The organism is Acidimicrobiales bacterium (assembly GCA_016794585.1).
Classification (GTDB): Bacteria; Actinomycetota; Acidimicrobiia; order Acidimicrobiales; family DATDAH01; genus JAEUJM01.
The window spans coordinates 1-22,055 of sequence record JAEUJM010000022.1 but is presented as its reverse complement, the minus strand read 5'-3'; the positions used below and the strand labels follow the sequence as shown (position 1 = coordinate 22,055).

The following is a 22,055-nucleotide window of genomic DNA, read 5'->3' as shown; positions in this document are numbered from 1 at the left end:
CTCGATCGAGTTGCCGGAGGGCACCGAGATGTGCATGCCGGGTGACAACACGACGATGACGGTGACGCTGCACGCGCCGATCGCGATGGACGAGGGTCTGCGGTTCGCCATCCGTGAGGGTGGCCGCACCGTGGGCGCCGGCTCCGTCACCAAGATCCTCAAGTAGGGACGAGAGAGACATGGCTTCCGACAAGCGCGTGCAGGTCACCCTGGAGTGCCAGGAGTGCAAGCGACGCAACTACATCACCACCAAGAACAAGGCCAACCAGCGCGAGCGGATCGAGATGAAGAAGTACTGCCGCTGGGACCGGACCCACACGCTCCACAAAGAGACGCGGTAGTTCTTCGCTGCTCGGTGTAGTCGGGCTGCGGCTGCGGGGTCCTGTCACCGGTCCGGTATCCGAAACGACGAAAACCGTGTCGTTTCGGACCCTCCGGACCGGCGCCACCCCTCCGCCTCCCCCCGACCTCGCTTCGCTCGAAACCGTGTCTCACGGTCGACCGGCGGGTCCCCGCTCCCGCTCGTACCCGGGTCGGGCGCCCTCGGTGGTGGGGCACGGGCCGCTGAGCGTCCTTGGGGGCCGCTGGTCCGCCGAGGCGGATGACGCCACCCCTCCGCTGCGCCCCGAGGCCCCTCGCTGCGCTCGGCGCCGGCGTCACGTGTCGCGCACGACGACCGCTCCCGCTCGTACCCGGGTCGGGCGCCCTCGGTGGTGGGGCACGGGCCGCTGAGCGTCCCGGTGCGCTTCGGCTTTGTCAGCCGGTGGCACCGGGGTCGCCTCGCGTAGTCGCTGACGCTCGTCTGCTGACTAGCGCGTAACGTTTGGGGCCGTGGAGGCGTCGGAGCTTGAGATGGCGGAGCTCGTGGCGTCGGCGCAGGAAGGGGATCGGGGAGCGTTCGATGAGATCGTGCGGCGGACGACGCCGGCGACGTGGACGCTGGCGCGGCGGCTGTGCGGGGACGAGGACGATGCCGCCGACGTCGTGCAGGACGCCTACCTGCGGGCGTATCGCTCGATCCGCAAGTTCCGGGGGGACGCCGCGTTCACGACGTGGCTGTACCGGATCACCGCGAACTGCGCCGCCGACCACCTGGACCGGCGGACCCGCCACCGCCACGAGGAGCTCGGGGAGGACACGCCGCAGGAAGATCTGCGCCCCGAGGTCGACCCGGTGGCCCGGGCGGGGAACGTCGAGCTGCGCGACGAGCTCGTCGCCGCCCTCGACGGGCTCGCCCCCAAGCTGCGGGCCGTGGTGGTCCTGCGTGACGTGTACGACCTGTCGCACGACGCCATCGCCGCCGAGCTGGGGATCTCGGAGACGGCGGCCAAGGTGCGGCTGCATCGGGCCCGGCGGCGCCTGCGGGAGGCGCTGTACCCACTGCCGGGCGAGGGCGACCAGGAGGAGGCGGTGTGATGCTGTTCGAGACCCCGCAGTGTGATCGGGTGGCCTACGACCTCGCCGCCGCGGCGGGCGGCACCGGTGTGCTCGCGCCGGGCGTCCGGCGCCACGTCGATCACTGCCTGCGCTGCCAGGCCGAGGCGGCCCAGCACCGGAAGCTGGCGCGCGCCCTCGAGACGCTGGGGACGGTCGAACTCGTCCCGCCGGCAGGGCTGACCGACGAGGTCCTGCTCAGCCTCGACGAGGCCGAGCAGGCCTCGGTACTGGGGCACCTGCGCCACCACCGTGCCGCCTACCTCGGTGGGCTGGCCGCGGGGGTCGCCAGCGTGGCCGGGGTGGCCGGCGCCATCGTGTTGGCGCGGTCCCGTCGCTCCCTCGGGCGCGTCGCCTAGCGCCGGCGCCGCCCGGGCGCCGACTGCCGAATAGGGACGCGGCGAGGCCTCTGGTACGCTTGCTCGTTCGCAGGACCCCCTAGGGCAGTAGCTCAACTGGTAGAGCACTGGTCTCCAAAACCAGCGGTTGGGGGTTCGAGTCCCTCCTGCCCTGCTCAACCCCCCGTCTGACCGTTCGCGACACGAGGTCGGCCACATGGCCATGAACCGAGAACAAAAGAGGATGATGCAGCGTCAGGGCCAGATCGGCCCCGACGGCGAACCTGTCGCGAAGCAGCGCAAGCGTCCGACGCCCCAACCCAAGACGAAGGACAAGCGCACCACGCCGATGCAGTTCGTGCGCGAGGTGCGCACCGAGCTGCGCAAGGTGGCGTGGCCGACCCGGGCGGAGGTCATCAACTACTCGATCATCGTGCTCGTCACCGTGGTCATCCTCACCACGCTGATCGCGCTGCTCGACATCTTCTTCTCCGAATGGGTCCTCAAGCTCCTCAACGTCAACTAGGTCAGATGAGCGACTTCTCCGACACCCCCGAAACCGACACCGACGAGTCCGCCGACGCCCCCGAGGCGGCGGTGCTCACCGACGACGCCCCGGCGCCCGATGCGGAGGCCGACGCCCCCGAGGCGGAAGCCGAGGCCGAGGTGGCCGAGGCCGACGAGCCCGAAGCTGCGGACGCGGGGAAGGGCGACGAGCCCGAAGCTGCGGACGCGGGGAAGGGCGACGACGGTGGCGACGAGGGGGTCATCGATGCCGACGACTTGTTTGACGACGCCCCCCTCCCGCCGCCCGAGAGCCCCTACGACCGGCCCGGGCGCTGGTACGTGGTGCACACCCAGTCGGGCTACGAGAAGAAGGTCAAGCACAACCTCGAGGCCCGCACCTCCTCGATGAACATGGAGGGCTCGATCTACGAGGTCGTGATCCCCATGGAAGACGTCATGGAGTTCAAGAACGGCAAGAAGGTCGTCGTCCAGAAGAAGGTCTTCCCGGGCTACCTCCTCGTGCGCTGCACCCTCGACGACGACTCCTGGTACGTCATCCGCAACACCCCCGGCATCACCGGCTTCGTCGGCTCGGGCGCCAAGCCCTCGCCGCTGCCCCGCAAGGACGTCGAGATGTTCCTCGCGGTCAAGACCGAGGGTGAAGAGGTCCAGAAGCGCGGCAAGCCCCGCCTCGAGTACGAGATCAACGAGACGGTGCGGGTCAAGGAAGGCCCGTTCGCCGACTTCTCCGGTGAGATCGTCGAGATCAACGAGGACCAGCTCAAGGTCAAGGTGCTGGTCAACATCTTCGGGCGGGAGACCCCCGTCGAGCTCGAGTTCAGCCAGGTGGCGAAGCTCTAGGCCACGCGCCGGGCTCCCCCCACCTCACCGACCAGACGCAACGAACAGACGAACAAGGAACAGCAGAGCAATGGCGAAGAAGAAGGTCCTCGCGATCGTCAAGATCCAGATCCCGGCCGGCCAGGCCACGCCGGCACCGCCGGTGGGTACCGCCCTCGGCCCGCACGGCGTCGCGATCATGGACTTCTGCAAGGCGTACAACGAGAAGACCGAAGGCCAGCGCGGCCAGATCATCCCGGCCGAGATCACCATCTACGAGGACCGGTCGTTCACCTTCGTCACCAAGACGTCGCCGACCTCGACCCTCCTGCGCAGCGCCGCCGGCCTCGACAAGGCCGCGGAGAACCCCGGCCGTGAGACCGTCGGCAAGATCACCGAGGCGCAGCTGGTGGAGATCGCCACGCTGAAGATGCCCGACCTCAACGCCAACGACCTCGAGGCCGCGAAACTCCAGGTCGCCGGCACGGCCCGCTCGATGGGCATCGAGATCGCCTGATCACCTGATCCGGGCCTCGGCCCGATCGCGGCACCAGACCACAACCGAACTGCGCACCGGGACGACCTCGCCCGGGCGCCGACACAGCGAGGGAGCCAGTCATGGCGAAGAGCAAGAAGCAGGTCGACGCCGCCAAGGCGTTCGACTCCGAGAAGGTCTACCTGCCGAGCGAAGCGCTCGACCTGGTGAAGCAGCTGGCCACGGCCAAGTTCGACGAGACCGTCGAGCTGGCGGTGCGCCTGGGTGTCGACCCCCGCAAGGCCGACCAGATGGTGCGCGGCACCGTCGCCCTCCCGTCGGGCACCGGCAAGGACGTCCGCGTCGCCGTGTTCGCCACCGGCGAGGCGGCCACCGCCGCCCGTGAGGCCGGCGCCGACTTCGTGGGCGGCGACGACCTCGCCGCCGAGGTCGAGGGCGGGATGATGGACTTCGACGTGGCCATCGCCACGCCCGACATGATGCCCACCGTCGGCAAGCTCGGCCGGGCCCTCGGCCCCCGCGGCCTCATGCCGAACCCCAAGACCGGCACCGTGACCCCCGACGTGGGCAAGGCCGTGGGCGAGTTCAAGGGCGGCAAGGTCGAGTACCGCACCGACCGCCAGGGCAACGTGCACGTGCCCATCGGCAAGGTGTCGTTCGCCAAGGACGCGCTCACCGCCAACTTCCGGGCGGTCATCGACGAGCTCGACCGGGTCAAGCCCGCCGCCGCCAAGGGCCGTTACATGCGTCGCGTCACCCTCGCCTCGACCATGGGTCCGGGCATCAGCGTCAACCCGAGCCGCGGCGCCGAGGACGGCGAAGAGGGCGACGCCGCCGCCTGATTGTCCCGACGGGGGCGTGGCCCGGTAGCCTCGGCCCCCGACAACTTCATCGCTTCTGCTCGCCGTAGACCTCCGGTGCCGCCCTCGGGCGGCTGAATGGGCCGCCAGGCCCGCCTGATGAGGCGGACTCCTCTCTTCCGGGGCGTTCGCACGCGCGAGCGCCCCGTTCCACGTCTCCCCCCGGAGACCCGTTCCCCGAAAAGAGAGAGGAGGTGCCCATGGAGAACCCGAGGCCTGAGAAGGTCGCGGTCGTCGCCGAGGTCCGTGAGAAGCTCGACGGCGCCGATGCCGTGGTGCTCACCGACTACCGCGGCCTCGACGTGGCCGCCATGAGCACGCTGCGGCGGGCACTGAGTGCCGCCGGCGGCGACTTCAAGATCTACAAGAACACGCTGGTGCGCTTCGCCGCCCGCGACCTCGACCTGGATCTCGACGAGCTGCTGCTCGGCCCGACCGCCATCGCCTTCGTCCCCCGGAAGGAGGACGGCACCCCCGGCGACCCGGTGACCGTGGCCAAGGCCCTGCGCGACTTCGCCCGCACCAACGAGCACCTCGTGGTGAAGGGCGGCCTGCTCGGCACCAAGCTGCTGAGCGTCGACGAGGTCAAGGCCCTCGCCGAGGTGGCCCCCCGCGAAGAGCTGTTGGCCCGCCTGGCCGGCGGCTTCGCCGCCCCCATGCAGCAGTTCGCCGGCCTGCTGGCGGCGCTGCCCCGCAACTTCGCCTACGGCCTCAAGGCCCTCATCGACCAGGGTGGCGCTCCCGGCGCCCCGGTGGCCGACGAGGCGCCCGCCGAGCCCGAGGCCGAGGCGGCGGACACCACCGAGGACGCGCCGCCCGCCGAGGACGCCGCACCGGCCGAGGACGCTGCTCCGGCAGCCGACGAGGCCACCGAGACCGACGCCGACGCCGAGGCCGCACCTGCGGTCGAGGCCGAGGCCGACGACACCACCGAGGCGGCTGCCCCCGCCGAGGCCGAGACCACCGAAGAATCCGAAGAGTCGGCGGAATCCGCCGAGGAGGCATGACCATGGCTGTGACGAAGGACGAGATCCTCGACGCGATCTCCAACATGACCGTTCTCGAGCTGAGCGAGCTGCTCAGCGAGTTCGAGGAGAAGTTCGGCGTGACCGCGGCGGCCCCCGTGGCCGCGGCTGCTGCCGCTCCCGCCGCCGGTGGCGGCGACGCCGGTGGCGGCGCCGAGGAGCAGGATGAGTTCGACGTCATCCTCACCGCGGCCGGCGACAAGAAGATCCAGGTCATCAAGGAGGTGCGCGCGCTCACGAACCTCGGCCTCAAGGAGGCCAAGGAGCTCGTGGACAGCGCCCCCAAGCCGGTGCTCGAGAAGGCGTCGAAGGAAGACGCCGAGAAGGCCAAGGGCCAGCTCGAAGAGGCCGGCGCCAGCGTCGAGCTGAAGTAACACCCGTACCGCACGAGCGATGCCCGGCCTCCTCAGGGGGTCGGGCATCGCCGCGTCCGGCGGCCGGTACGGTGCAGCCGTGATCACACCATCGCTGCTGGTCGAGCGCGAGGACGGCGAGCTCGTCGTGCGTTGGGCCCCTGCCGCCGCCGCCGACCGCCTCGTCGTGAGCGAGTCCCCGGACGAGGCCTCGGGACACGAGGTCGCCCACGACGGCTCGGGTGAGCTCCACCTTCCCGGGCTCGACCCCTCCGTCCGCCACTACGTGCACCTGCACCATGGCGACGCCCCGGTGGCGATCGCGGCCGAGCGGCTCGTGCCGCTCGAGGGCACCCTCAACTTCCGCGACCTCGGTGGCTACCGCACGGCGGACGGTCGCCAGGTGCGCTGGGGCCGGGTGTTCCGCTCGGACGCCCTGGGCAAGCTCACCGACGCCGACCTCACCTACCTCGAGCGCCTCGGCGTCCGCCTCGTGTGCGACTTCCGCGACGACTACGAGACGGAGAAGGCGCCGAGCCGCCTTCCCGGGCACCCCGACCTGCGCATGGAGCGCTTCCCCATCGGCGCCGGCGGGGACACCACCGTGGTGGGTGCCGACCGCAAGGACGGCCTCACCGACCTGGTCCTCGCCGGCAAGCTGGGCGAGGTCAGCCCCGAGATGCTGGGCGACTTCTACGTCGGCATGCTCGAATCCCGCAACGAGCCCATCGTCGCGGTGCTCGAGCGGGTGGCCGACCCGGCAAACCACCCCATCGTGTTCCACTGCACGGCGGGCAAGGACCGCACCGGTGTGCTCGCCGCCGTCCTGCTGTCCGTGCTCGGCGTCGACGACGAGACCATCCTCGACGACTACGAGCTCACCGACCGCTACCGCACCCCCCACCGCCTCGCCGAGGTGGCCCCCCGGCTGGCCGAGTCGGGCGTCGACCTCGAGAAGGTGAAGGCGCTGTTCTCTGCGCCGCGACCCGTGCTGGCCCGCACGCTCGGCACGCTCCGGGAGCGCTACGGCTCGGTGCCGGCCTTCCTCACCGACGAGGCCGGCGTCGACCCCGCCACCCTCCAGCGCCTCCGCGACCTGCTCCTGGTGTGAGAGGACCGGCCCCCATCGGGGGTCGGGCTACGCCAGGGGCTTCGTGGCGGTGAGGACCATCCACGGGAGGTCGAGGTGGAACTCCTGGACCCGGACGTCCTCGGCGCCGAGGCGGTCGAGAACGGCCTGGTAGCGGCCGGGCCCCCGGAGGGTCCATGCCCATCCGAGCAGGGTCAGCAGCGAGAACGGCGCCGGGTTGTAGTCGCGCATGTCCACGTAGGAGCGCTCGAACACGAGGAGGGTGCCGCCCGGCTCGAGCGCGGACCAACCGGTCTCGATCAGTGCTTCGGCCTTCTCGTCGGGCCAGTCGTGCAAGGTGCTCTTGAACGACACGAGGTCGAAGGTGCCGGGCGGGGTGTCGGCGAAGGCGTCCCCCCCGAAGTACTCGACGCGGTCGAAACCCGGGCGGTCCGCCTGCTTGCGCCGGCCGATCGCCACCACCCCGGCGAGGTCGAACACGACGGCCCGGAGCTCGGGGTTGCGCTCGCAGACCGAGAGGGCGAACTCGCCCGTGTTCCCGCCGATGTCGAGCATGCGACGGTGCTTCGAGAAGTCGTAGCGGTCGCAGACGACCGGGCCCTCGTAGCGCGAGAGCATGTTCATGTAGTCGACCCACTCTTCGGTGGCCGCCTGGTCGAACGGGTTGTCGCTCTCGTGCAGGTCGAACTGGTAGAGGCGGAGGTACTCGTCGCCGATAGGCCCGACGTCGGACGGCTCCCCCGACTGGTTGTAGATGGGGTGCTCGGCGACCTCGCCGAGCGCGAACACCGCAGAGGTGTCGAAGGCCAGGTCGCGCACCAGCATCGTCGAGTACTTGATCTGCGCCTCCATGAGGTCGCGGAACCGGAGGGCTTCCCGGAAACCGTCGCTGAGCTCGTAGTGGCCCTCGCGCTCGTCGACGACCCCGTTCGCGCCGAGCACGGTGAGGAAGAAACCCAGGAGGTGGTCGGGCTCGGACGCGGGCATCGGGCGCTCGAGCAACTCGTCGATCAGGCCCCGCCGGAACGCCTCGCCCAGCGTGAGGGACTCGTAGATGCCGCGGAGGAATTCGTGGATGACCACGTACTCGGTCGACGAGTGGTCAGTCACGGAGACGCTCCCCACGGAGCACTGGGAAGATCACCGGCGCACCCTAGCAAAGGCCCTGTCGCGGCCTGCCCGGGCTGGCGTCGGAAATGGTGGCCCACCCGGTCGTCGTATACTTCGCCGCTAGCTATGTCCGCTCCCGGCCTCGACGATGCCGCCCTGCGCGAGCTCCATCGCAACGGCCGCTACCGGTTGAGCCAGGTCGACGGCATCCTCGCGGCGGCGCCGGAAGGGGCCCTGACCCCCGACGAGGAGGACCTGACCCCCGGCAAGGCCCTTTCCCGATGGTTCGCCAAGGCCTTCCTCGTCTGTCTGGTCCTGCCCTTCCTACGCCTCAACGAGCGGCTCATCGCGTGGAAGACCGATCCCCGTGCGGTGATCGCCCGCGAGGAGTTGCCGTTCCTCGCCGACCTCGAGGCCCAGTGGCCGGCGATCCGCGAGGAGTTCGAGGGGCTCTTCCCCGACGCGGTGCTCCCGCCACCGATCGAGACCTTCATCCCCCACCTCGCCGAGGCGGAGGACATCATCGGGGGCCGAGGCGGCTCGTGGCACGGCTTCGCCTTCATCGATCCGAAGGGCTGGTGGATCGACTTCAACGCCGAGCGCTGCCCTCGGACCACCGAGGCGTTGCGCAAGCTGCCCCGCCTCCAGACCGCGCTCTTCTCGGTCTTCACGCCCCACACGGTCCTGCCGCCGCATCAGGGGCCCAACAAGGGCCAGGTCACGATCCACATGGGCGTGGTCATGCCCGAGCCGCCGGGGTCGTGCGTCTTGCAGGCCGGCGACGAGACGGCCGTGTTCCAGGAGGGCGTCGCCTTCGCGTTCGACGACACCAACACCCACACGACGTGGAACGAGGGCGACGGGCCCCGGGTGAGCCTCCTGGTGCAGGTGGAGCGGCCCCTGCCGTGGCCCGCCTCGTGGACGAACCGGATCGCCCAGCCTCTCTTCCAGATCTACTCCTACCCGCGGGGCGGTTGGGGACGGCTCATCCGAGATGCCGGGGCGGCGTCGGGCCCGTCCTGACGGCCTCACCCCCTCGGTGTCGCCGCCGATGAGAGGATGGACGGCGACACGGGTCGTCCAGCCCCCGGGAGGGACCCACATGGCCGAACTGCACGAGATCAGAGGCGTCGGGCCGGCGACGGCGACACGACTCGCCGATCACGGCATCACCTCGGTGGCCGCGTTGGCGCAGGCCGACCTCGACTCGGTCGTGGCCGTGCCCGGCTTCGGCCCGGTCCGAGCCGCGGCGGTGCAGGCCGCGGCGCTCGCGGCCCTCGATGCCGCCTCGGCGCCCGAGGGCGCATCCCCCCCGACCCGACCCGGGGCCGAGGTGGGCAAGGTAGACAAGGCCAAGGCGGACACGTCGAAGACCGCAGAGGCGGGCAAGGCCAAGGCGAAGAAGGCGGGCAAGGCCAAGGTGGACAAGGCGAAGACCGCAAAGGCGGGCAAGCCCAAGGGGGGCAAGTCGGGCAAGTCCGCACCGACGAAGGGCAAGGCGGCGAAGGCGGGCAAGGGCAAGCGCAAGAAGTCGGCCGCCGGCGTGGCCGCCGAGTCGGGGAAGCCCGAGAAGTCAGGAAAGGGCAAGAAGAAGCGCAAGAATCGCTGAGCACGTCCCCGGCAGGTCCTTGACGGATCGGCGGGTCAGCCGTACCCTCACGGCATTCTCGGGGCCGGAGCGCGAGCCCGGCTCCTGAGTCCCGGCTCGACGGGCGTGTCCCCGCCGAGTTGCCTCTTGGCGTGCCCGGGTCTAGCATCCACAAAGCCGTGCGTGTCCGCTCCGTCCTCGGATCCTCTTCGTCGACCCTGCGCGTCTCCGTTCGGCCCTCCACCGCCTGCACGATCTCTCGCTAGGAGATAAGCGTTGCCTTCTCGCGCCGCTGTCCGCGATCGCTACTCGTTTGCCAACCTCGATGAGGCCTTGGCACTGCCGGACCTCATCGCCATCCAGCGTGAGTCCTTCGACTGGTTCCTCGCGGAGGGCCTGGCCGACACCTTCCGCGACATCAGTCCCATCAAGGACTTCACCGAGACGCTGCAGCTCGAGCTCGAGTTCGACCCGAACGACGAGGACCTGCGCCCGCCGCCGAAGTTCACGGTGGAGGAGTGCAAAGAGAAGGACATGACCTACTCGGCCCCCATCTTCGTGCGGGCCCGCTTCATGAACGCCACCACCGGCGAGATCAAGGAGCAGACGGTCTTCATGGGGGACTTCCCGATGATGACCGAGAAGGGCACCTTCGTCATCAACGGCACGGAGCGCGTGGTCGTGTCGCAGCTCGTCCGCAGCCCGGGCGTGATCTTCCAGCCCGGTGAGCGCTACCGCCTGCGCAACCTCGCCAAGCACCAGCTGGTCACCGGCACCATCCACCCCTACCGGGGCGAGTGGATCGAGTTCGACGTCGAGCAGAAGCCGGGCAAGCCCGTCACCGCCGGCACCCGCGTGGCCCGCAAGCGCCGCCTCAGTCTCTTCGTGCTGCTGCGCGCCCTCGGCTACGACGAGGAGAACAACCCCGGGTTCATCGACCGCTTCGTCAGCCACTTCGACTTCCTCGAGGACCAGTGGGAGAAGGACCGCGAGCTGGCCCCCACCCAGGACGAGGCCCTCGTCGAGATCTACAAGCGGGCCCGCCCGGGCGAGCCGCCGTCGGTCGAGTCGGCCAAGGCCTACTTCCGCAACGCCTTCTTCGAGAACCGTCGCTACGACCTGAGCCGCGTGGGTCGCTACAAGCTCAACCGCAAGCTCGGCCCCGAGCTGGAGAAGCTCGGCACGATGTTCGGCCTGACCGATCTCGACCTGCCGGCGTCGGACCAGCCCGTGCTCAGCCGCTGCGAGGTCCTCGCCGCCACGAGCTACCTGCTCCAACTGGCCAAGGGCGAGCCCGGCTACCGCCTGGACGACCAGGACCACTTCGCCAACCGCCGCATCCGCTCGGTGGGCGAGCTCATCCAGAACCAGGTCCGCATCGGCCTCTCCCGCATGGAGCGGGTGGTGCGGGAGCGCATGACCACCCAGGACGTCGAGGCCATCACGCCCCAGACGCTGATCAACATCCGCCCGGTGGTCGCGGCCATCAAGGAGTTCTTCGGCACCAGCCAGCTCTCCCAGTTCATGGACCAGGTGAACCCCCTGTCGGGCCTCACCCACCGTCGACGCCTGTCGGCGCTCGGCCCGGGCGGCCTCTCGCGTGAGCGGGCCGGCTTCGAGGTCCGCGACGTCCACTTCAGCCACTACGGCCGCATGTGCCCGATCGAGACGCCGGAGGGCCCGAACATCGGCCTCATCGGCGCCCTGTCCACCTTCGCCCGGGTGAACGAGTTCGGCTTCATCGAGTCGCCGTACCGCAAGGTCGAGAACGGCCGTGTCACCGACGAGATCATGTACCTGGCCGCCGACGAGGAAGAGGAGTACGTGGTCGCCCAGGCCAACGCGCCCCTCAACCCGGATGGCACCTTCAAGGACGACCGGGTGCTCGTGCGTCGCTCGCCCCAGGGCGCGACCCTCGAGAACCTCAAGCTGCAGCTCGAGCGCGAGAGCTACTTCGCCTCGACCACCGAGATCTCGAGCATCCCGCCCTCCGAGGTCCAGCTCATGGACGTCTCGCCGAAGCAGATCGTGTCGGTCGCCACGGCGCTGATCCCGTTCCTCGAGCACGACGACGCCAACCGTGCCCTGATGGGCGCCAACATGCAGCGTCAGGCCGTCCCGCTGATCCGGGCCGAGGCGCCCTACATCGGCACCGGCATCGAGGGCCGCGCCGCCCGTGACGCCGCCGACATGCTGATCGCCATCGACGACGGCACCGTCACCGAGGTCGACGGCGACTCGATCACGGTCGAGTACAAGAACGCCGGCCGCAAGGTCATGCGCCTGCTCAAGTTCGAGCGCTCGAACCAGGACACCTCCATCAACCAGAAGCCCCGCGTGCGCGAGGGCGACCGGGTGAAGTCGGGCGACATCCTCGCCGACGGTTCGAGCACCGACAACGGTGAGCTGGCCCTCGGCAAGAACCTCCTCGTGGCCTTCATGCCCTGGGAGGGCTACAACTTCGAGGACGCCATCATCCTCAGCGAGCGCCTGGTGAAGGACGACGTGCTCACGTCGATCCACATCCACGAGCACGAGATCGACGCCCGTGACACCAAGCTCGGCCCCGAGGAGATCACCCGGGACATCCCGAACCTCTCCGACGAGATCCTCGCCGACCTCGACGAGCGCGGCATCATCCGCGTGGGTGCCGAGGTGGGCCCGGGCGACGTGCTGGTGGGCAAGGTCACGCCGAAGGGCGAGACCGAGCTGACCCCCGAAGAGCGCCTCCTGCGGGCGATCTTCGGCGAGAAGGCCCGCGAGGTGCGCGACACCTCGCTGAAGGTGCCCCACGGTGAAGAGGGCAAGGTCATCGACGTCAAGGTGTTCAGCCGGGACGAGAGCCACGAGCTGCCCCCGGGCGTCAACCAGCTGGTCCGGGTCTACGTGGCCCAGAAGCGCAAGATCAGCGTGGGCGACAAGCTCGCCGGCCGCCACGGGAACAAGGGCGTGATCTCCAAGATCCTGCCCATCGAGGACATGCCGTACATGGCCGACGGCACCCCCGTCGACATCATCCTCAACCCCCTCGGCGTCCCGTCCCGCATGAACGTGGGCCAGGTCCTCGAGGCCCACCTCGGCTACGCCGCCCGTTGGGGCTGGGACGTGCCCGGCTCGGGTCAGGTCGAGGGTGGCCGCGTGGGCGACGACCCGGTGCGCGGTACCGAGAACAAGACCCGCACCAACACGCCGCCGGCGCAGCTCATCGCCACCCCGGTGTTCGACGGTGCGCACTGGGACGAGGAGGAGGAGGCCGGGAAGCACCCGACCATCCAGAGGATCTTCGAGAACCTCACCCCCGAGTCGGTCGACGGTCGCCGCCTCATCCAGCCCAACGGCAAGACCACCCTGTACAACGGCCGTACCGGCGAGCCCTACGACAACCCCATCACGGTGGGCTACGTCTACATCTTGAAGCTGGCGCACCTGGTCGACGACAAGATCCACGCCCGCTCGACCGGCCCGTACTCGATGATCACCCAGCAGCCGCTCGGTGGTAAGGCCCAGTTCGGTGGCCAGCGCTTCGGCGAGATGGAGGTGTGGGCCCTCGAGGCGTACGGCTCCGCCTACTGCCTCCAGGAGCTGCTCACCATCAAGTCCGACGACGTCCTCGGCCGGGTGAAGGTCTACGAGGCCATCGTCAAGGGCGAGAACATCCCCGAGCCGGGCATCCCCGAGAGCTTCAAGGTGCTCATCAAGGAGATGCAGGCGCTCTGCCTCAACGTCGAGGTGCTCAACACCATCGGCGACGAGATCGAGATGCGCGAGCTCGACGAGGACATCTTCCGCACCGCCGAGGAGCTGGGGATCGACATCTCCCGGCCCGAGCGGGGCAGTGACGAAGAAGACGCACGCCGCGCTGCAGAGCGCATGGAGAGGATCTGACCATGCTCGACGTGAACACCTTCGACCAGCTGCGCATCGGTCTGGCCACCGCCGACTCGATCCGCACGTGGTCCAACGGCGAGGTCAAGAAGCCGGAGACCATCAACTACCGCACGCTCAAGCCCGAGAAGGACGGCCTGTTCTGCGAGAAGATCTTCGGTCCCACCAAGGACTGGGAGTGCTACTGCGGCAAGTACAAGCGCGTGCGCTTCAAGGGGATCATCTGCGAGCGCTGCGGCGTCGAGGTCACCCGCTCGAAGGTCCGGCGCGAGCGTATGGGCCACATCGAGCTGGCCGCCCCCGTCGTCCACATCTGGTACCTCCGCGGCACCCGCTCCTGGCTGGCCTACCTGCTCATGGGCACCGAGCCCCGTGAGGAGCTGAAGGCCAAGCAGCTGGAGAAGGTCATCTACTTCGCCGCCAACCTCGTCACCTGGGTCGACGAGGAGAAGCGCCAGGAGGACCTCCCCAACCTCGAGGCCGAGCTGGTCGGCGAGAAGGAGCTCATCGAAAAGGAGCGCGAGCTCGCCCTGGCCCGTCGCCAGGAGGAGCTCGAGCACGAGATCGAGGCGCTCGAGAACGAAGGCGCGAAGGACACCGAGATCAAGGCCCGCCAGCGCGCCGTGGACAAGGAGCTCGCCTCCATCCGCGAGCGCTACGACGAGGAGCTCGACCGCGTCGGTCGTGCCTTCGACGAGTTCAAGGACCTGTTCTCGCGCAAGATCATCGAGGACGAGATGCTGTGGCGCGAGCTCGTCGACCGCTACGGCGAGTACTTCGAGGGCGGCATGGGCGCCGACACCATCGCCCGCCTGGTGAACCGCCTCGACCTCGACGAGGAAGAGGTCAAGCTCCGCAACGCCATCGAGCCGCCCGAGGGCCAGAAGCCCCTGTCGGCCCAGCGCAAGCAGAAGGCCATCAAGCGCCTGAAGATCGTCTCGGCGTTCAACCGTCGCGACGACAACGGCCGGCGGGTCAACGATCCCCGCGCCATGATCCTCGACGTGGTGCCGGTGATCCCGCCGGAGCTGCGCCCGATGGTCCAGCTCGACGGTGGGCGCTTCGCCACCTCCGACCTGAACGACCTGTATCGCCGGGTCATCAACCGGAACAACCGGCTCAAGCGCCTCCTCGACCTCGGGGCCCCCGAGATCATCGTCAACAACGAAAAGCGCATGCTCCAGGAGGCCGTCGACGCCCTGTTCGACAACGGGCGCCGCGGCCGTCCCGTCACCGGCCCGGGCAACCGGCCCCTGAAGTCGCTGTCGGACATGTTGAAGGGCAAGCAGGGTCGGTTCCGCCAGAACCTGCTCGGCAAGCGCGTCGACTACTCCGGCCGTTCGGTCATCGTGGTCGGCCCGACCCTCAAGATCCACCAGTGCGGCCTGCCCAAGCTGATGGCCCTCGAGCTCTTCAAGCCCTTCGTCATGAAGCGGCTCGTCGACAACGAGGTGGCCCAGAACATCAAGTCGGCCAAGCGCATGGTCGAGCGTCGCCGCCCGCAGGTGTGGGACGTGCTCGAGGACGTCATCCGCGAGCACCCCGTGCTGCTCAACCGTGCCCCCACCCTGCACCGTCTCGGCATCCAGGCCTTCGAGCCCGTGCTGGTCGAGGGCAAGGCCATCCAGATCCACCCCCTCGTCTGCGCGGCGTTCAACGCCGACTTCGACGGTGACCAGATGGCCGTCCACCTGCCCCTGTCGGCCGAGGCGCAGGCCGAGAGCCGCGTGCTGATGCTGTCGGCCAACAACGTGTTGAGCCCGGCCCACGGCCGCCCGCTCGTCACGCCGACCCAGGACATGGTCATCGGCGCCTACTACCTCACCGAGCAGGTGGGCGTGGTCGACCCCGAGGACGACAAGCGCTTCAAGCGCCCGAACGAGTCCGACTGGCACCCGGTGCGCAGCTTCCGCCGTCTCGACGAGCTCGAGCGGGCCTACGAGAGCGGCACGCTGAAGCTCCACGACCCCATCACGTACCGGGCCGAGCGCCTGCTCGAGACCCCGGCCAACGGCAAGGCTGCGGTGTACACGATCACCACCGCCGGTCGAGTGTTCTTCAACGAGACGCTGCCCGAGGGCTTCGAGTACATCAACCACGTCATCAAGAAGAAGGACATGGGCTCGATCGTGGACGAGCTCGCCAACCACTACCCGAAGGCCGCGGTGGCCGAGAGCCTCGACGCCATCAAGGCGCTGTGCTTCCGCTTCGCCACCCAGTCGGGCATCACGGTGTCCATCGACGACGTTCGCACCCCGCCCGAGAAGGCCGCGATCCTCGAGGCGCACGAGAAGGACGCCGACAAGGTCGAGGGCCAGTTCCAGCGGGGCATCATCACCGACGGTGAGCGCCGCCAGAAGGAAGTCGAGATCTGGACCAACGCCACCGAAGAGGTGCGCGCGGCCATGGAGAAGGAGCTGAAGGCCCAGCAGTTCAACCCCATCGAGATGATGGTGGGCTCCGGGGCTCGAGGCAACATGATGCAGGTCCGCCAGATCGCCGGCATGCGCGGCCTGGTGGCCAACCCCCGAGGCGACATGATCCCGCGGCCCATCAAGGCCAACTTCCGCGAGGGCTTGTCGATGCTCGAGTACTTCATCGCCACGCCGGGTGCCCGCAAGGGCCTCGTCGACACCGCCCTGCGCACCGCCGACTCCGGTTACCTCACCCGTCGCCTCGTCGACGTGGCCCAGGAGCTCATCATCCGTGAGCTCGACTGCGCCGCCGACGGCACGCCGGTGCGGGGCCTCTGGGTCGACGGCGTCGTGCCCGACGAGGCCGGCAAGCGCAGCTACCTCGAGACCCGGCTCTTCGGCCGGACCCTCATGGAGGACGTCACCCTCGCCGACGGCAGCGCCCTCGCCGCCGGCACCGAGGTCGGCGACGACGAGATGGCCGCGCTGCGCGACGACGAGGGCGTCACCCGGGTCCGGGTGCGCTCCGTGCTCACGTGCCAGGCCGACCAGGGCGTCTGCGCCAAGTGCTACGGCCGTTCGCTGGCCACCGGCCGCACCATCGAACTGGGTGAGGCGGTCGGCGTGATCGCCGCCCAGTCCATCGGTGAGCCCGGCACCCAGCTGACCATGCGGACCTTCCACACGGGCGGTATCGCCGGCAGCGACATCGCCGGCGGTCTCCCCCGAGTGGTCGAGCTCTTCGAGGCCCGATCCCCGAAGGGCAAGGCCACCCTGGCCCGCACCTCGGGCGTCGTGCGCATCTACGAGGACGAGGGCAAGGGTCGTCCGGTGTCGATCGTCTCCGACGACGGCACCGAGGACGAGTACATCATCCCCAGCCTGTCTCGCCTCGAGGTGCAGGACGGCGACGAGATCCAGGCCGGCGAGCCCCTCGTCGACGGGCCCCGTGACCCCAAGGAGCTCATCGAGATCAAGGGCGTCCGCGAGACCCAGTCCTACCTCGTGGGCGAGGTCCAGGGCGTGTACCGCGACCAGGGCGTCTCCATCGACGACAAGCACATCGAGCTCATCGTCCGCCAGATGACCCGCCGCGTGGCGGTGTCCGAGCCTGGCGAGTCCGAGTTCCTGCCCGGTGAGCGCGTCGACCAGAAGGTCTTCGCCGACACCAACCGCCGCCTCGTCGAGGAGGGCAAGAAGACCGCCGAGGGTCGCCCCGAGCTCATGGGCATCACCAAGGCGTCGCTGGCCACCGATTCCTGGCTGTCGGCGGCGTCGTTCCAGGAGACCACCCGGGTCCTCACCGAGGCGGCCATCGAGTCCCGCAGCGACTCCCTGGTGGGCCTCAAGGAGAACATCATCATCGGCAAGCTCATCCCCGCGGGCACCGGCCTCGGCCAGTACCGCGAGATCGAGACGCAGGCCCCCGACTACCAGCCCATGGAGTACTACTCCTCGGGCGACGAAGAAGAGGGGCTCGCTGACTGGCTGGCCGAGCGTTCCGAGGCCGTGGCCGAGGTCATCGATCTGCCGACGGGTGCTGCTTCGGAGTAGCGCTTCGCTTCAATTGTTGAACCTCTGACATCGGCGACAGGTGCCCGCCCCGGCGGGTCCTGTCGCCGAAGTCCGTTTCGGGCCACGCTCGCTGCTCCTCGCTGCGCTCGTCACCGCTGCGCGTGGCCCGAAGCCGTTCCGGCGCCATCCCCCGGGGCTGCCCTCTCCTTGCTCACGACCCGGCCCTCGCGGCTCAGGGTTGGGGCCACCACTCAGGCGAGTTGGGGGGTGTGGGGGAGTCGGTGGTGGGTCTTGTCCTCCGTCCCCTTCGGGTCCGCCGCTTGACCGCCCCACCCCCCGACTCGCTACCCCGGAGGTCTTTCGGGGGAGTCGGTGGTGGGGCTCGTCCTCTGTCCCCTTCGGGTGCGCCGCTGATGTTTCCTGACCCGTCTGGGGTCAGAAGGTGTGGAGGTCGGGGAGGCGGCCCAGTTCGGCGGTGAGGTCGATGGGCTCTTCGGCGCGCGTAGCGGACCGGCCGTGGAGGTAGTGGAGGCCTTCGACGCTCGCCAGGGCGGTGGCGAGGGCGACGCTGGCGACGGCGCCCCACTGGAGGTCGACGCCCCAGCCGCCGCTGCTGGCGATGAGCCAGTTGCCGGCGATGATCCCGAGAAGGGACAACGACAGCAGCAGCGAGTGCAGTTCCCGGCGGGCGCCGCCCCAGTCGGGGAGGGCGGCGACGGCGGCGATCCCGCCGGCGAGCAGCATCACCGCCACCACGGTCGCAGCGTCCAGCGCCAACCACCCCGACGACGTGAACTGGCCGTTGGCGCTGGTGACCCAGGGCAGCCAAAGGGTCCCGACCACGCCGAGGGCGAGCGCGATCGACACCCGGCGTCGCGGGCCGGCGGGGTTCACCGGCTCCTCGAAGGAGCGGATGGTGAGGAACGCCGCGACCAGACCGGTCGACCAGGCGCAGAAGAGGAGGAGAGAACCGAGGCCGGACATGACCAGTTCTTCGGCGCCTCCGAGCCGCCGCCAAAGCACGAATTGGGCCTTTTGGCCCATCCCGCGCCAAGCCCTGGTTTCCGCCCGTGGAGCGCGGCGATGGAAAGGCGCCGAGGACGTGCGAGGCACGCGGCCGCCCCTCGGCAAGACGGGGGTAGCGAGACGGCGGGTGGCGCCCGTCCGGAGGGTCCGGGAGCCGCCGCCGGTTTTGGTTTTGGCGGCGGGCCCGGAAACCGGACGGGTGACAGGACCCGCCGGCTCGCGGGGGGTAGCCCCCTCAGGGGGTGACGATGGGGAAGCCGAAGCTGAAGTTGTCGAGGTTCTCGACGAGGTGGTCGAGGGCCGAGCGGTCGCCGGCGACCGTGGCCTCGCCGGCGTCGATGACGTCGTCGAGGGACTGGTTGCCGCCGGCGAGCGCGGCGAAGGCGAGGTAGGGGAGCGTCAGCGTCGCCTCGGGCGCGGTGTCGAGTCCGCCCACGAGCGAGTGGTAGAGCGCCCCGTGTGAGATGCCGATGTCCCAGTGCTCACCCCGGTCGGCGATGACCATGCGGAGGGCGACGTCGCGGCCCGCGACCGCGGGGCCGTTGAGGCGAACGCCCACCAGTTCGAGGAGCATCTCGGTGGTCATCGCCCGCAGGACGTCGGGACTGGCGCCGGCGGCGCCCCCGCCTTCGGGGTGGCCCTGGCGGAGCTCCTGAGCGCCCGTCAGGTAGAAGTCCCGCCAGGGGCCGGACTCGGCCTGGTAGCCGAGCTGCTCGAGGGCATCGGCCTGCAGGGCCTTCGCGTCGGCGTGGTCGGGCTGGGCGAACACCACGTGGTTCACGACCTCGGCCACCCAGCGGAAGTCGCCGGCGTCGAAGCTGGCCCGCGCCTTGCGCACGACCTCGTCGGCGCCACCCATGAACTCGACGTAGCGGCGTGCGGCCTCGGTTGGCGGGTGGCCGTGGAGGTGGGCGGGGTTCCCGTCGAACCAGCCCAGGTAGTACTGGTACACGGCCTTGGCGTTGTGGTTGACGGTGCCGTAGTAGCCACGGGTGTGGAACTCCGCCGCCAGCGAGTCGGGCATCGACAGCTCCTCGGCGATCTCGAGCGGCGTCAGGCCGTGGTTCGCCAGGCGCATGGTCTGATCGTGGAGGTACCGGTAGGCGTCACGCTGCGCCCGCAGGTAGTGCAGGCCGTCCTCGGTGCCCCAGCGGGGCCAGTGGTGGCTGGCGAAGACCACGTCGGCCGCCTCGCCGAAGAGCTCGATGGCCTCGTGGATGTAGGTGCTCCAGGCCAGGGAGTCGCGGACCTGGGCCCCCCGCAGCGTGTACAGGTTGTGCTGGGTGGCGGTGCAGTTCTCGGCCATGCAGAGCACCCGGTGGTCGGGAAAGAAGAAGTTCATCTCGGCCGGCGCCTCGGTGCCGGGCGTCACCTGGAAGCGCACCCGCACCCCGTCGAAGGTGTGCTGCTCGCCGGTCTCGGTGATGGTGACGGTCGGGGCGATGAGGCCGTTGGTGCCGAACAGTGGGACACCCTTGCCGAGACCGGCGTCGACGTGGCCCTGCGCGTCGCGGGGGAGGAGCGGGCCGTACATGTAGGAGCCCCGGCGCAGCATCACGTTGCCGGCGATGACGTTCTCGCTGATGGCGGCCTCGAGGAAACCCTCCGGGGCGACGATGGGCACCTTGCCCGAGGCGACGTCGTCCTCGTCGACGACCCCGCGCACGCCCGCGAAGTGGTCGATGTGGCTGTGCGTGTAGATGACCGCGGTCACGGGGCGCTCGCCGAAGTGCTGGTGGACGACGGCCAGCGCGGCGGCGGCGGTCTCGGCCGACGTGAGCGGGTCGATCACGAGCCAACCGATGTCCCCTCGGACGAAGGTGATGTTGGAGAGGTCCAGTCCCCGCACCTGGTAGAAGCCGTCGGCGATCTCGAAGAGGCCGGCGATCGAGTTGAGGCGGGCCTGGCGCCACAGGCTGGGGTTGACGGTCGGTGGAGCCTCGTCGGTGTCGAGGAAGGCGTAGTCGTCGCGGTCCCAGATGGGGAAGCCGTGCTCGTGCAGCACCTGCACCGGCGCCTCGGCCAGGAGCCCTCGCCGGGCCCGCTCGAAGTCGGCCGGGTCGTCGAGGGGCAGCGATGCGGCGACGGCGGCGTTGGCGGCCCTGGTCGCCTCGGTGGCGTCCTTGCGTTCGGTCATGAACCGAGTCTGTCGCATCCTGCGACGGCCGAAGGCCGGCGCCGACAAATCAGGGTGGGTGGTTCGTCGGGACACGACAGGACGGGCGGGTGGGGCGGCCGTTATCGCCTTGCGGTACGATAGGCGACATGGCGAAGACCAAGGTCTCCCTGACCCTCGACGCCGAGGCCATCGAAGCACTCACCGAGCTGACCGGTTCGTCGAGCCTGTCGGCGGCGGTCACGGATGCCGTGGCGGAGAAGCTGGAGCGGATCCGCAAGCGCGTGGCCCTCGCCGAGGTCGTGCGAGAGTGGGAAGAGGAGAACGGTCCGATCCCGGACGAGATGGTCGAGCGTTGGGAGAAGCGGTGGCGCCAGCTCGGTGTCTAGTGCTCGATGCCGAGGCGCTGCGTCGCCTCGCGCACGGACGACGAGCGCAGCAGGCCGAGCTGATCGCGGCATTGAAGGCGATGACCGACGGTGTCGAGGTCGAGGTCTTGACCTCGTCGGCCGTGCTGGCAGAACTGCTGGACGGCAAGCGTGACGTAGGCGTCTGGTCAGCCTTGCGACGCCATCAGGTGGACCGCCGGGAGGTAGATGACGATGTCGCCACTCGAGCCGGTCATTTGCTGACCGAGGCGGAGATGGACTCGAGCAATGCGGTTGATGCCTTCGTCGCTGCAACCGCAGCGCTCCGGTCGCCGGCCATCGTGGTGACCGTCGATGTTGCCGACCTTCGAGCCCTCACCGCAGATCTGCCGGACGTCACCGTCTACTCGATCTGACTCCAGATCGTAGGAGCCCACTCACCCGGGCAGCGTGACGGCACCGATCTGGAGGAGGACGGCAAGGGTGTCGGCGACCGACCATCGCTCGACGCAGCGACCGTCGACGAAGCGCAGGTGGGTGATGACGGGCTGGACGATGTCGACGCCCGTGCCCGGGACACCGAACAGCTCGCCGCGGTGCGTGCCAGACATCGTGGCCCGGGCCGAGAGGCGGTCGTCCTCCTCGATCACGTCGTGCACCTCGATGTGGATGCCCTCGAGCGCTTCGTGCAGGCCCCGGTACATGCCCGCCACCTCGGGTTTGGTCATCGGCTCCTCCGAGTAGCCATGGAGGAGGATCGACTCGCCGTAGAGCTCGAGGTAGGCATCGAGGTCGCCGGCGTTCCAGTTGGCGATGGCACGATCGAAAGCGGCGCGGTTCGCGGTCATGGCCGGTGTTCGCACGTCGCCCTCCCCGAGATCACCTCGAGGGTGCGGTATCGTGCGGGAGCGAGCGCATCGGGTGACCGATCCGGGCACCGGATGCGCTGGCTTCGCCGTGTTCGGACCGCGAGTTGTCCCCACGCCCCGCGCGCCCGTAGCATGGCCCGTCGGCCGTGCGCGCCCTGCGCCGGTCATCCCCGAGCAACAGCTTCTGAGGTAAACGCGTGCCCACCGTGCAGCAACTGGTC

At 69.4% G+C, this 22,055-nt stretch carries 21 protein-coding genes and 1 tRNA gene; 18 read left to right on the top strand and 4 right to left on the bottom strand.

What is annotated here, in order from left to right; all coding sequences use genetic code 11:
• The 12 genes from tuf to JNK12_12135 form a co-directional block, all read left to right on the top strand.
• Positions 1 to 166: elongation factor Tu (gene tuf / locus JNK12_12190; GenBank protein ID MBL8776692.1), on the top strand; the 166-nt coding region annotated here is incomplete at its 5' end.
• 13 nt (positions 167 to 179) lie between these two features.
• The gene (rpmG, locus tag JNK12_12185) at positions 180 to 341 is read left to right on the top strand and encodes a 50S ribosomal protein L33 (protein MBL8776691.1); all 162 of its coding nucleotides are present in this window, start codon (positions 180 to 182) and stop codon (positions 339 to 341) included.
• Between the two features lie 511 nt (positions 342 to 852).
• Positions 853 to 1,416, top strand: a complete 564-nt coding sequence (locus tag JNK12_12180; protein MBL8776690.1) for an RNA polymerase sigma factor — start codon at positions 853 to 855, stop codon at positions 1,414 to 1,416.
• Positions 1,416 to 1,793, top strand: a complete 378-nt coding sequence (locus tag JNK12_12175; protein MBL8776689.1) for a hypothetical protein — start codon at positions 1,416 to 1,418, stop codon at positions 1,791 to 1,793. The genes JNK12_12180 and JNK12_12175 overlap by 1 nt, the downstream gene beginning before the upstream one ends.
• 81 nt (positions 1,794 to 1,874) lie before the next feature.
• Positions 1,875 to 1,947, top strand: a tRNA-Trp gene (locus JNK12_12170).
• A 42-nt stretch (positions 1,948 to 1,989) separates the two neighbouring features.
• Positions 1,990 to 2,298, top strand: a complete 309-nt coding sequence (gene secE / locus JNK12_12165; GenBank protein MBL8776688.1) for a preprotein translocase subunit SecE — start codon at positions 1,990 to 1,992, stop codon at positions 2,296 to 2,298.
• A 5-nt stretch (positions 2,299 to 2,303) separates the two neighbouring features.
• Positions 2,304 to 3,140, top strand: a complete 837-nt coding sequence (nusG, locus tag JNK12_12160; GenBank protein ID MBL8776687.1) for a transcription termination/antitermination factor NusG — start codon at positions 2,304 to 2,306, stop codon at positions 3,138 to 3,140.
• Positions 3,141 to 3,210: 70 nt separating this feature from the next.
• The gene (rplK, locus tag JNK12_12155) at positions 3,211 to 3,636 is read left to right on the top strand and encodes a 50S ribosomal protein L11 (GenBank protein ID MBL8776686.1); all 426 of its coding nucleotides are present in this window, start codon (positions 3,211 to 3,213) and stop codon (positions 3,634 to 3,636) included.
• A gap of 101 nt (positions 3,637 to 3,737) precedes the next feature.
• Positions 3,738 to 4,457 (top strand): 50S ribosomal protein L1, encoded by a 720-nt coding sequence (gene rplA, locus JNK12_12150; protein ID MBL8776685.1) that lies wholly within the window; start codon positions 3,738 to 3,740, stop codon positions 4,455 to 4,457.
• Positions 4,458 to 4,675: 218 nt separating this feature from the next.
• Positions 4,676 to 5,482: a 50S ribosomal protein L10 gene (gene rplJ, locus JNK12_12145; protein MBL8776684.1), complete on the top strand. Its 807-nt coding sequence runs from the start codon at positions 4,676 to 4,678 to the stop codon at positions 5,480 to 5,482.
• A 2-nt stretch (positions 5,483 to 5,484) separates the two neighbouring features.
• Positions 5,485 to 5,874 carry a 50S ribosomal protein L7/L12 gene (rplL, locus tag JNK12_12140; protein MBL8776683.1) on the top strand — a complete coding sequence of 130 codons (390 nt, stop codon included), beginning with the start codon at positions 5,485 to 5,487 and terminating at the stop codon, positions 5,872 to 5,874.
• A 79-nt stretch (positions 5,875 to 5,953) separates the two neighbouring features.
• Positions 5,954 to 6,964: a tyrosine-protein phosphatase gene (locus tag JNK12_12135; protein ID MBL8776682.1), complete on the top strand. Its 1,011-nt coding sequence runs from the start codon at positions 5,954 to 5,956 to the stop codon at positions 6,962 to 6,964.
• 27 nt (positions 6,965 to 6,991) lie between these two features.
• On the opposite strand, the gene JNK12_12130 is transcribed toward JNK12_12135, so the two are convergent.
• Positions 6,992 to 8,053 (bottom strand): methyltransferase, encoded by a 1,062-nt coding sequence (locus JNK12_12130; GenBank protein MBL8776681.1) that lies wholly within the window; start codon positions 8,051 to 8,053, stop codon positions 6,992 to 6,994.
• Between the two features lie 126 nt (positions 8,054 to 8,179).
• Between JNK12_12130 and JNK12_12125 the strand changes: the two genes are divergently transcribed.
• The 4 genes from JNK12_12125 (at position 8,180) to JNK12_12110 (ending at position 17,494) form a co-directional block, all read left to right on the top strand.
• Positions 8,180 to 9,076 carry an aspartyl/asparaginyl beta-hydroxylase domain-containing protein gene (locus JNK12_12125; GenBank protein MBL8776680.1) on the top strand — a complete coding sequence of 299 codons (897 nt, stop codon included), beginning with the start codon at positions 8,180 to 8,182 and terminating at the stop codon, positions 9,074 to 9,076.
• 79 nt (positions 9,077 to 9,155) lie between these two features.
• Positions 9,156 to 9,662, top strand: a complete 507-nt coding sequence (locus JNK12_12120) for a helix-hairpin-helix domain-containing protein (protein MBL8776679.1) — start codon at positions 9,156 to 9,158, stop codon at positions 9,660 to 9,662.
• Between the two features lie 255 nt (positions 9,663 to 9,917).
• A complete protein-coding gene (locus tag JNK12_12115; GenBank protein ID MBL8776678.1) occupies positions 9,918 to 13,526 on the top strand; it encodes a DNA-directed RNA polymerase subunit beta in 3,609 nt (1,202 codons plus the stop codon).
• A 2-nt stretch (positions 13,527 to 13,528) separates the two neighbouring features.
• Positions 13,529 to 17,494 (top strand): DNA-directed RNA polymerase subunit beta', encoded by a 3,966-nt coding sequence (locus JNK12_12110; GenBank protein ID MBL8776677.1) that lies wholly within the window; start codon positions 13,529 to 13,531, stop codon positions 17,492 to 17,494.
• A 396-nt stretch (positions 17,495 to 17,890) separates the two neighbouring features.
• Here JNK12_12110 and JNK12_12105 read toward each other — a convergent pair whose 3' ends face one another.
• A complete protein-coding gene (locus JNK12_12105; GenBank protein MBL8776676.1) occupies positions 17,891 to 18,439 on the bottom strand; it encodes a hypothetical protein in 549 nt (182 codons plus the stop codon).
• 277 nt (positions 18,440 to 18,716) lie between these two features.
• Entirely contained in the window at positions 18,717 to 20,618 is a 1,902-nt protein-coding gene (locus JNK12_12100; protein ID MBL8776675.1) for an MBL fold metallo-hydrolase, read from the bottom strand.
• A gap of 128 nt (positions 20,619 to 20,746) precedes the next feature.
• On the opposite strand from JNK12_12100, the gene JNK12_12095 reads away from it, so the two are divergent.
• Positions 20,747 to 20,986, top strand: a complete 240-nt coding sequence (locus tag JNK12_12095; GenBank protein MBL8776674.1) for a hypothetical protein — start codon at positions 20,747 to 20,749, stop codon at positions 20,984 to 20,986.
• A complete protein-coding gene (locus JNK12_12090; GenBank protein ID MBL8776673.1) occupies positions 20,986 to 21,381 on the top strand; it encodes a hypothetical protein in 396 nt (131 codons plus the stop codon). The genes JNK12_12095 and JNK12_12090 overlap by 1 nt, the downstream gene beginning before the upstream one ends.
• Positions 21,382 to 21,402: 21 nt before the next feature.
• Here JNK12_12090 and JNK12_12085 read toward each other — a convergent pair whose 3' ends face one another.
• Complete coding sequence (locus JNK12_12085) at positions 21,403 to 21,813, bottom strand: ester cyclase (protein ID MBL8776672.1); 411 nt, start codon at positions 21,811 to 21,813, stop codon at positions 21,403 to 21,405.
• Positions 21,814 to 22,055: the final 242 nt, after the last annotated feature.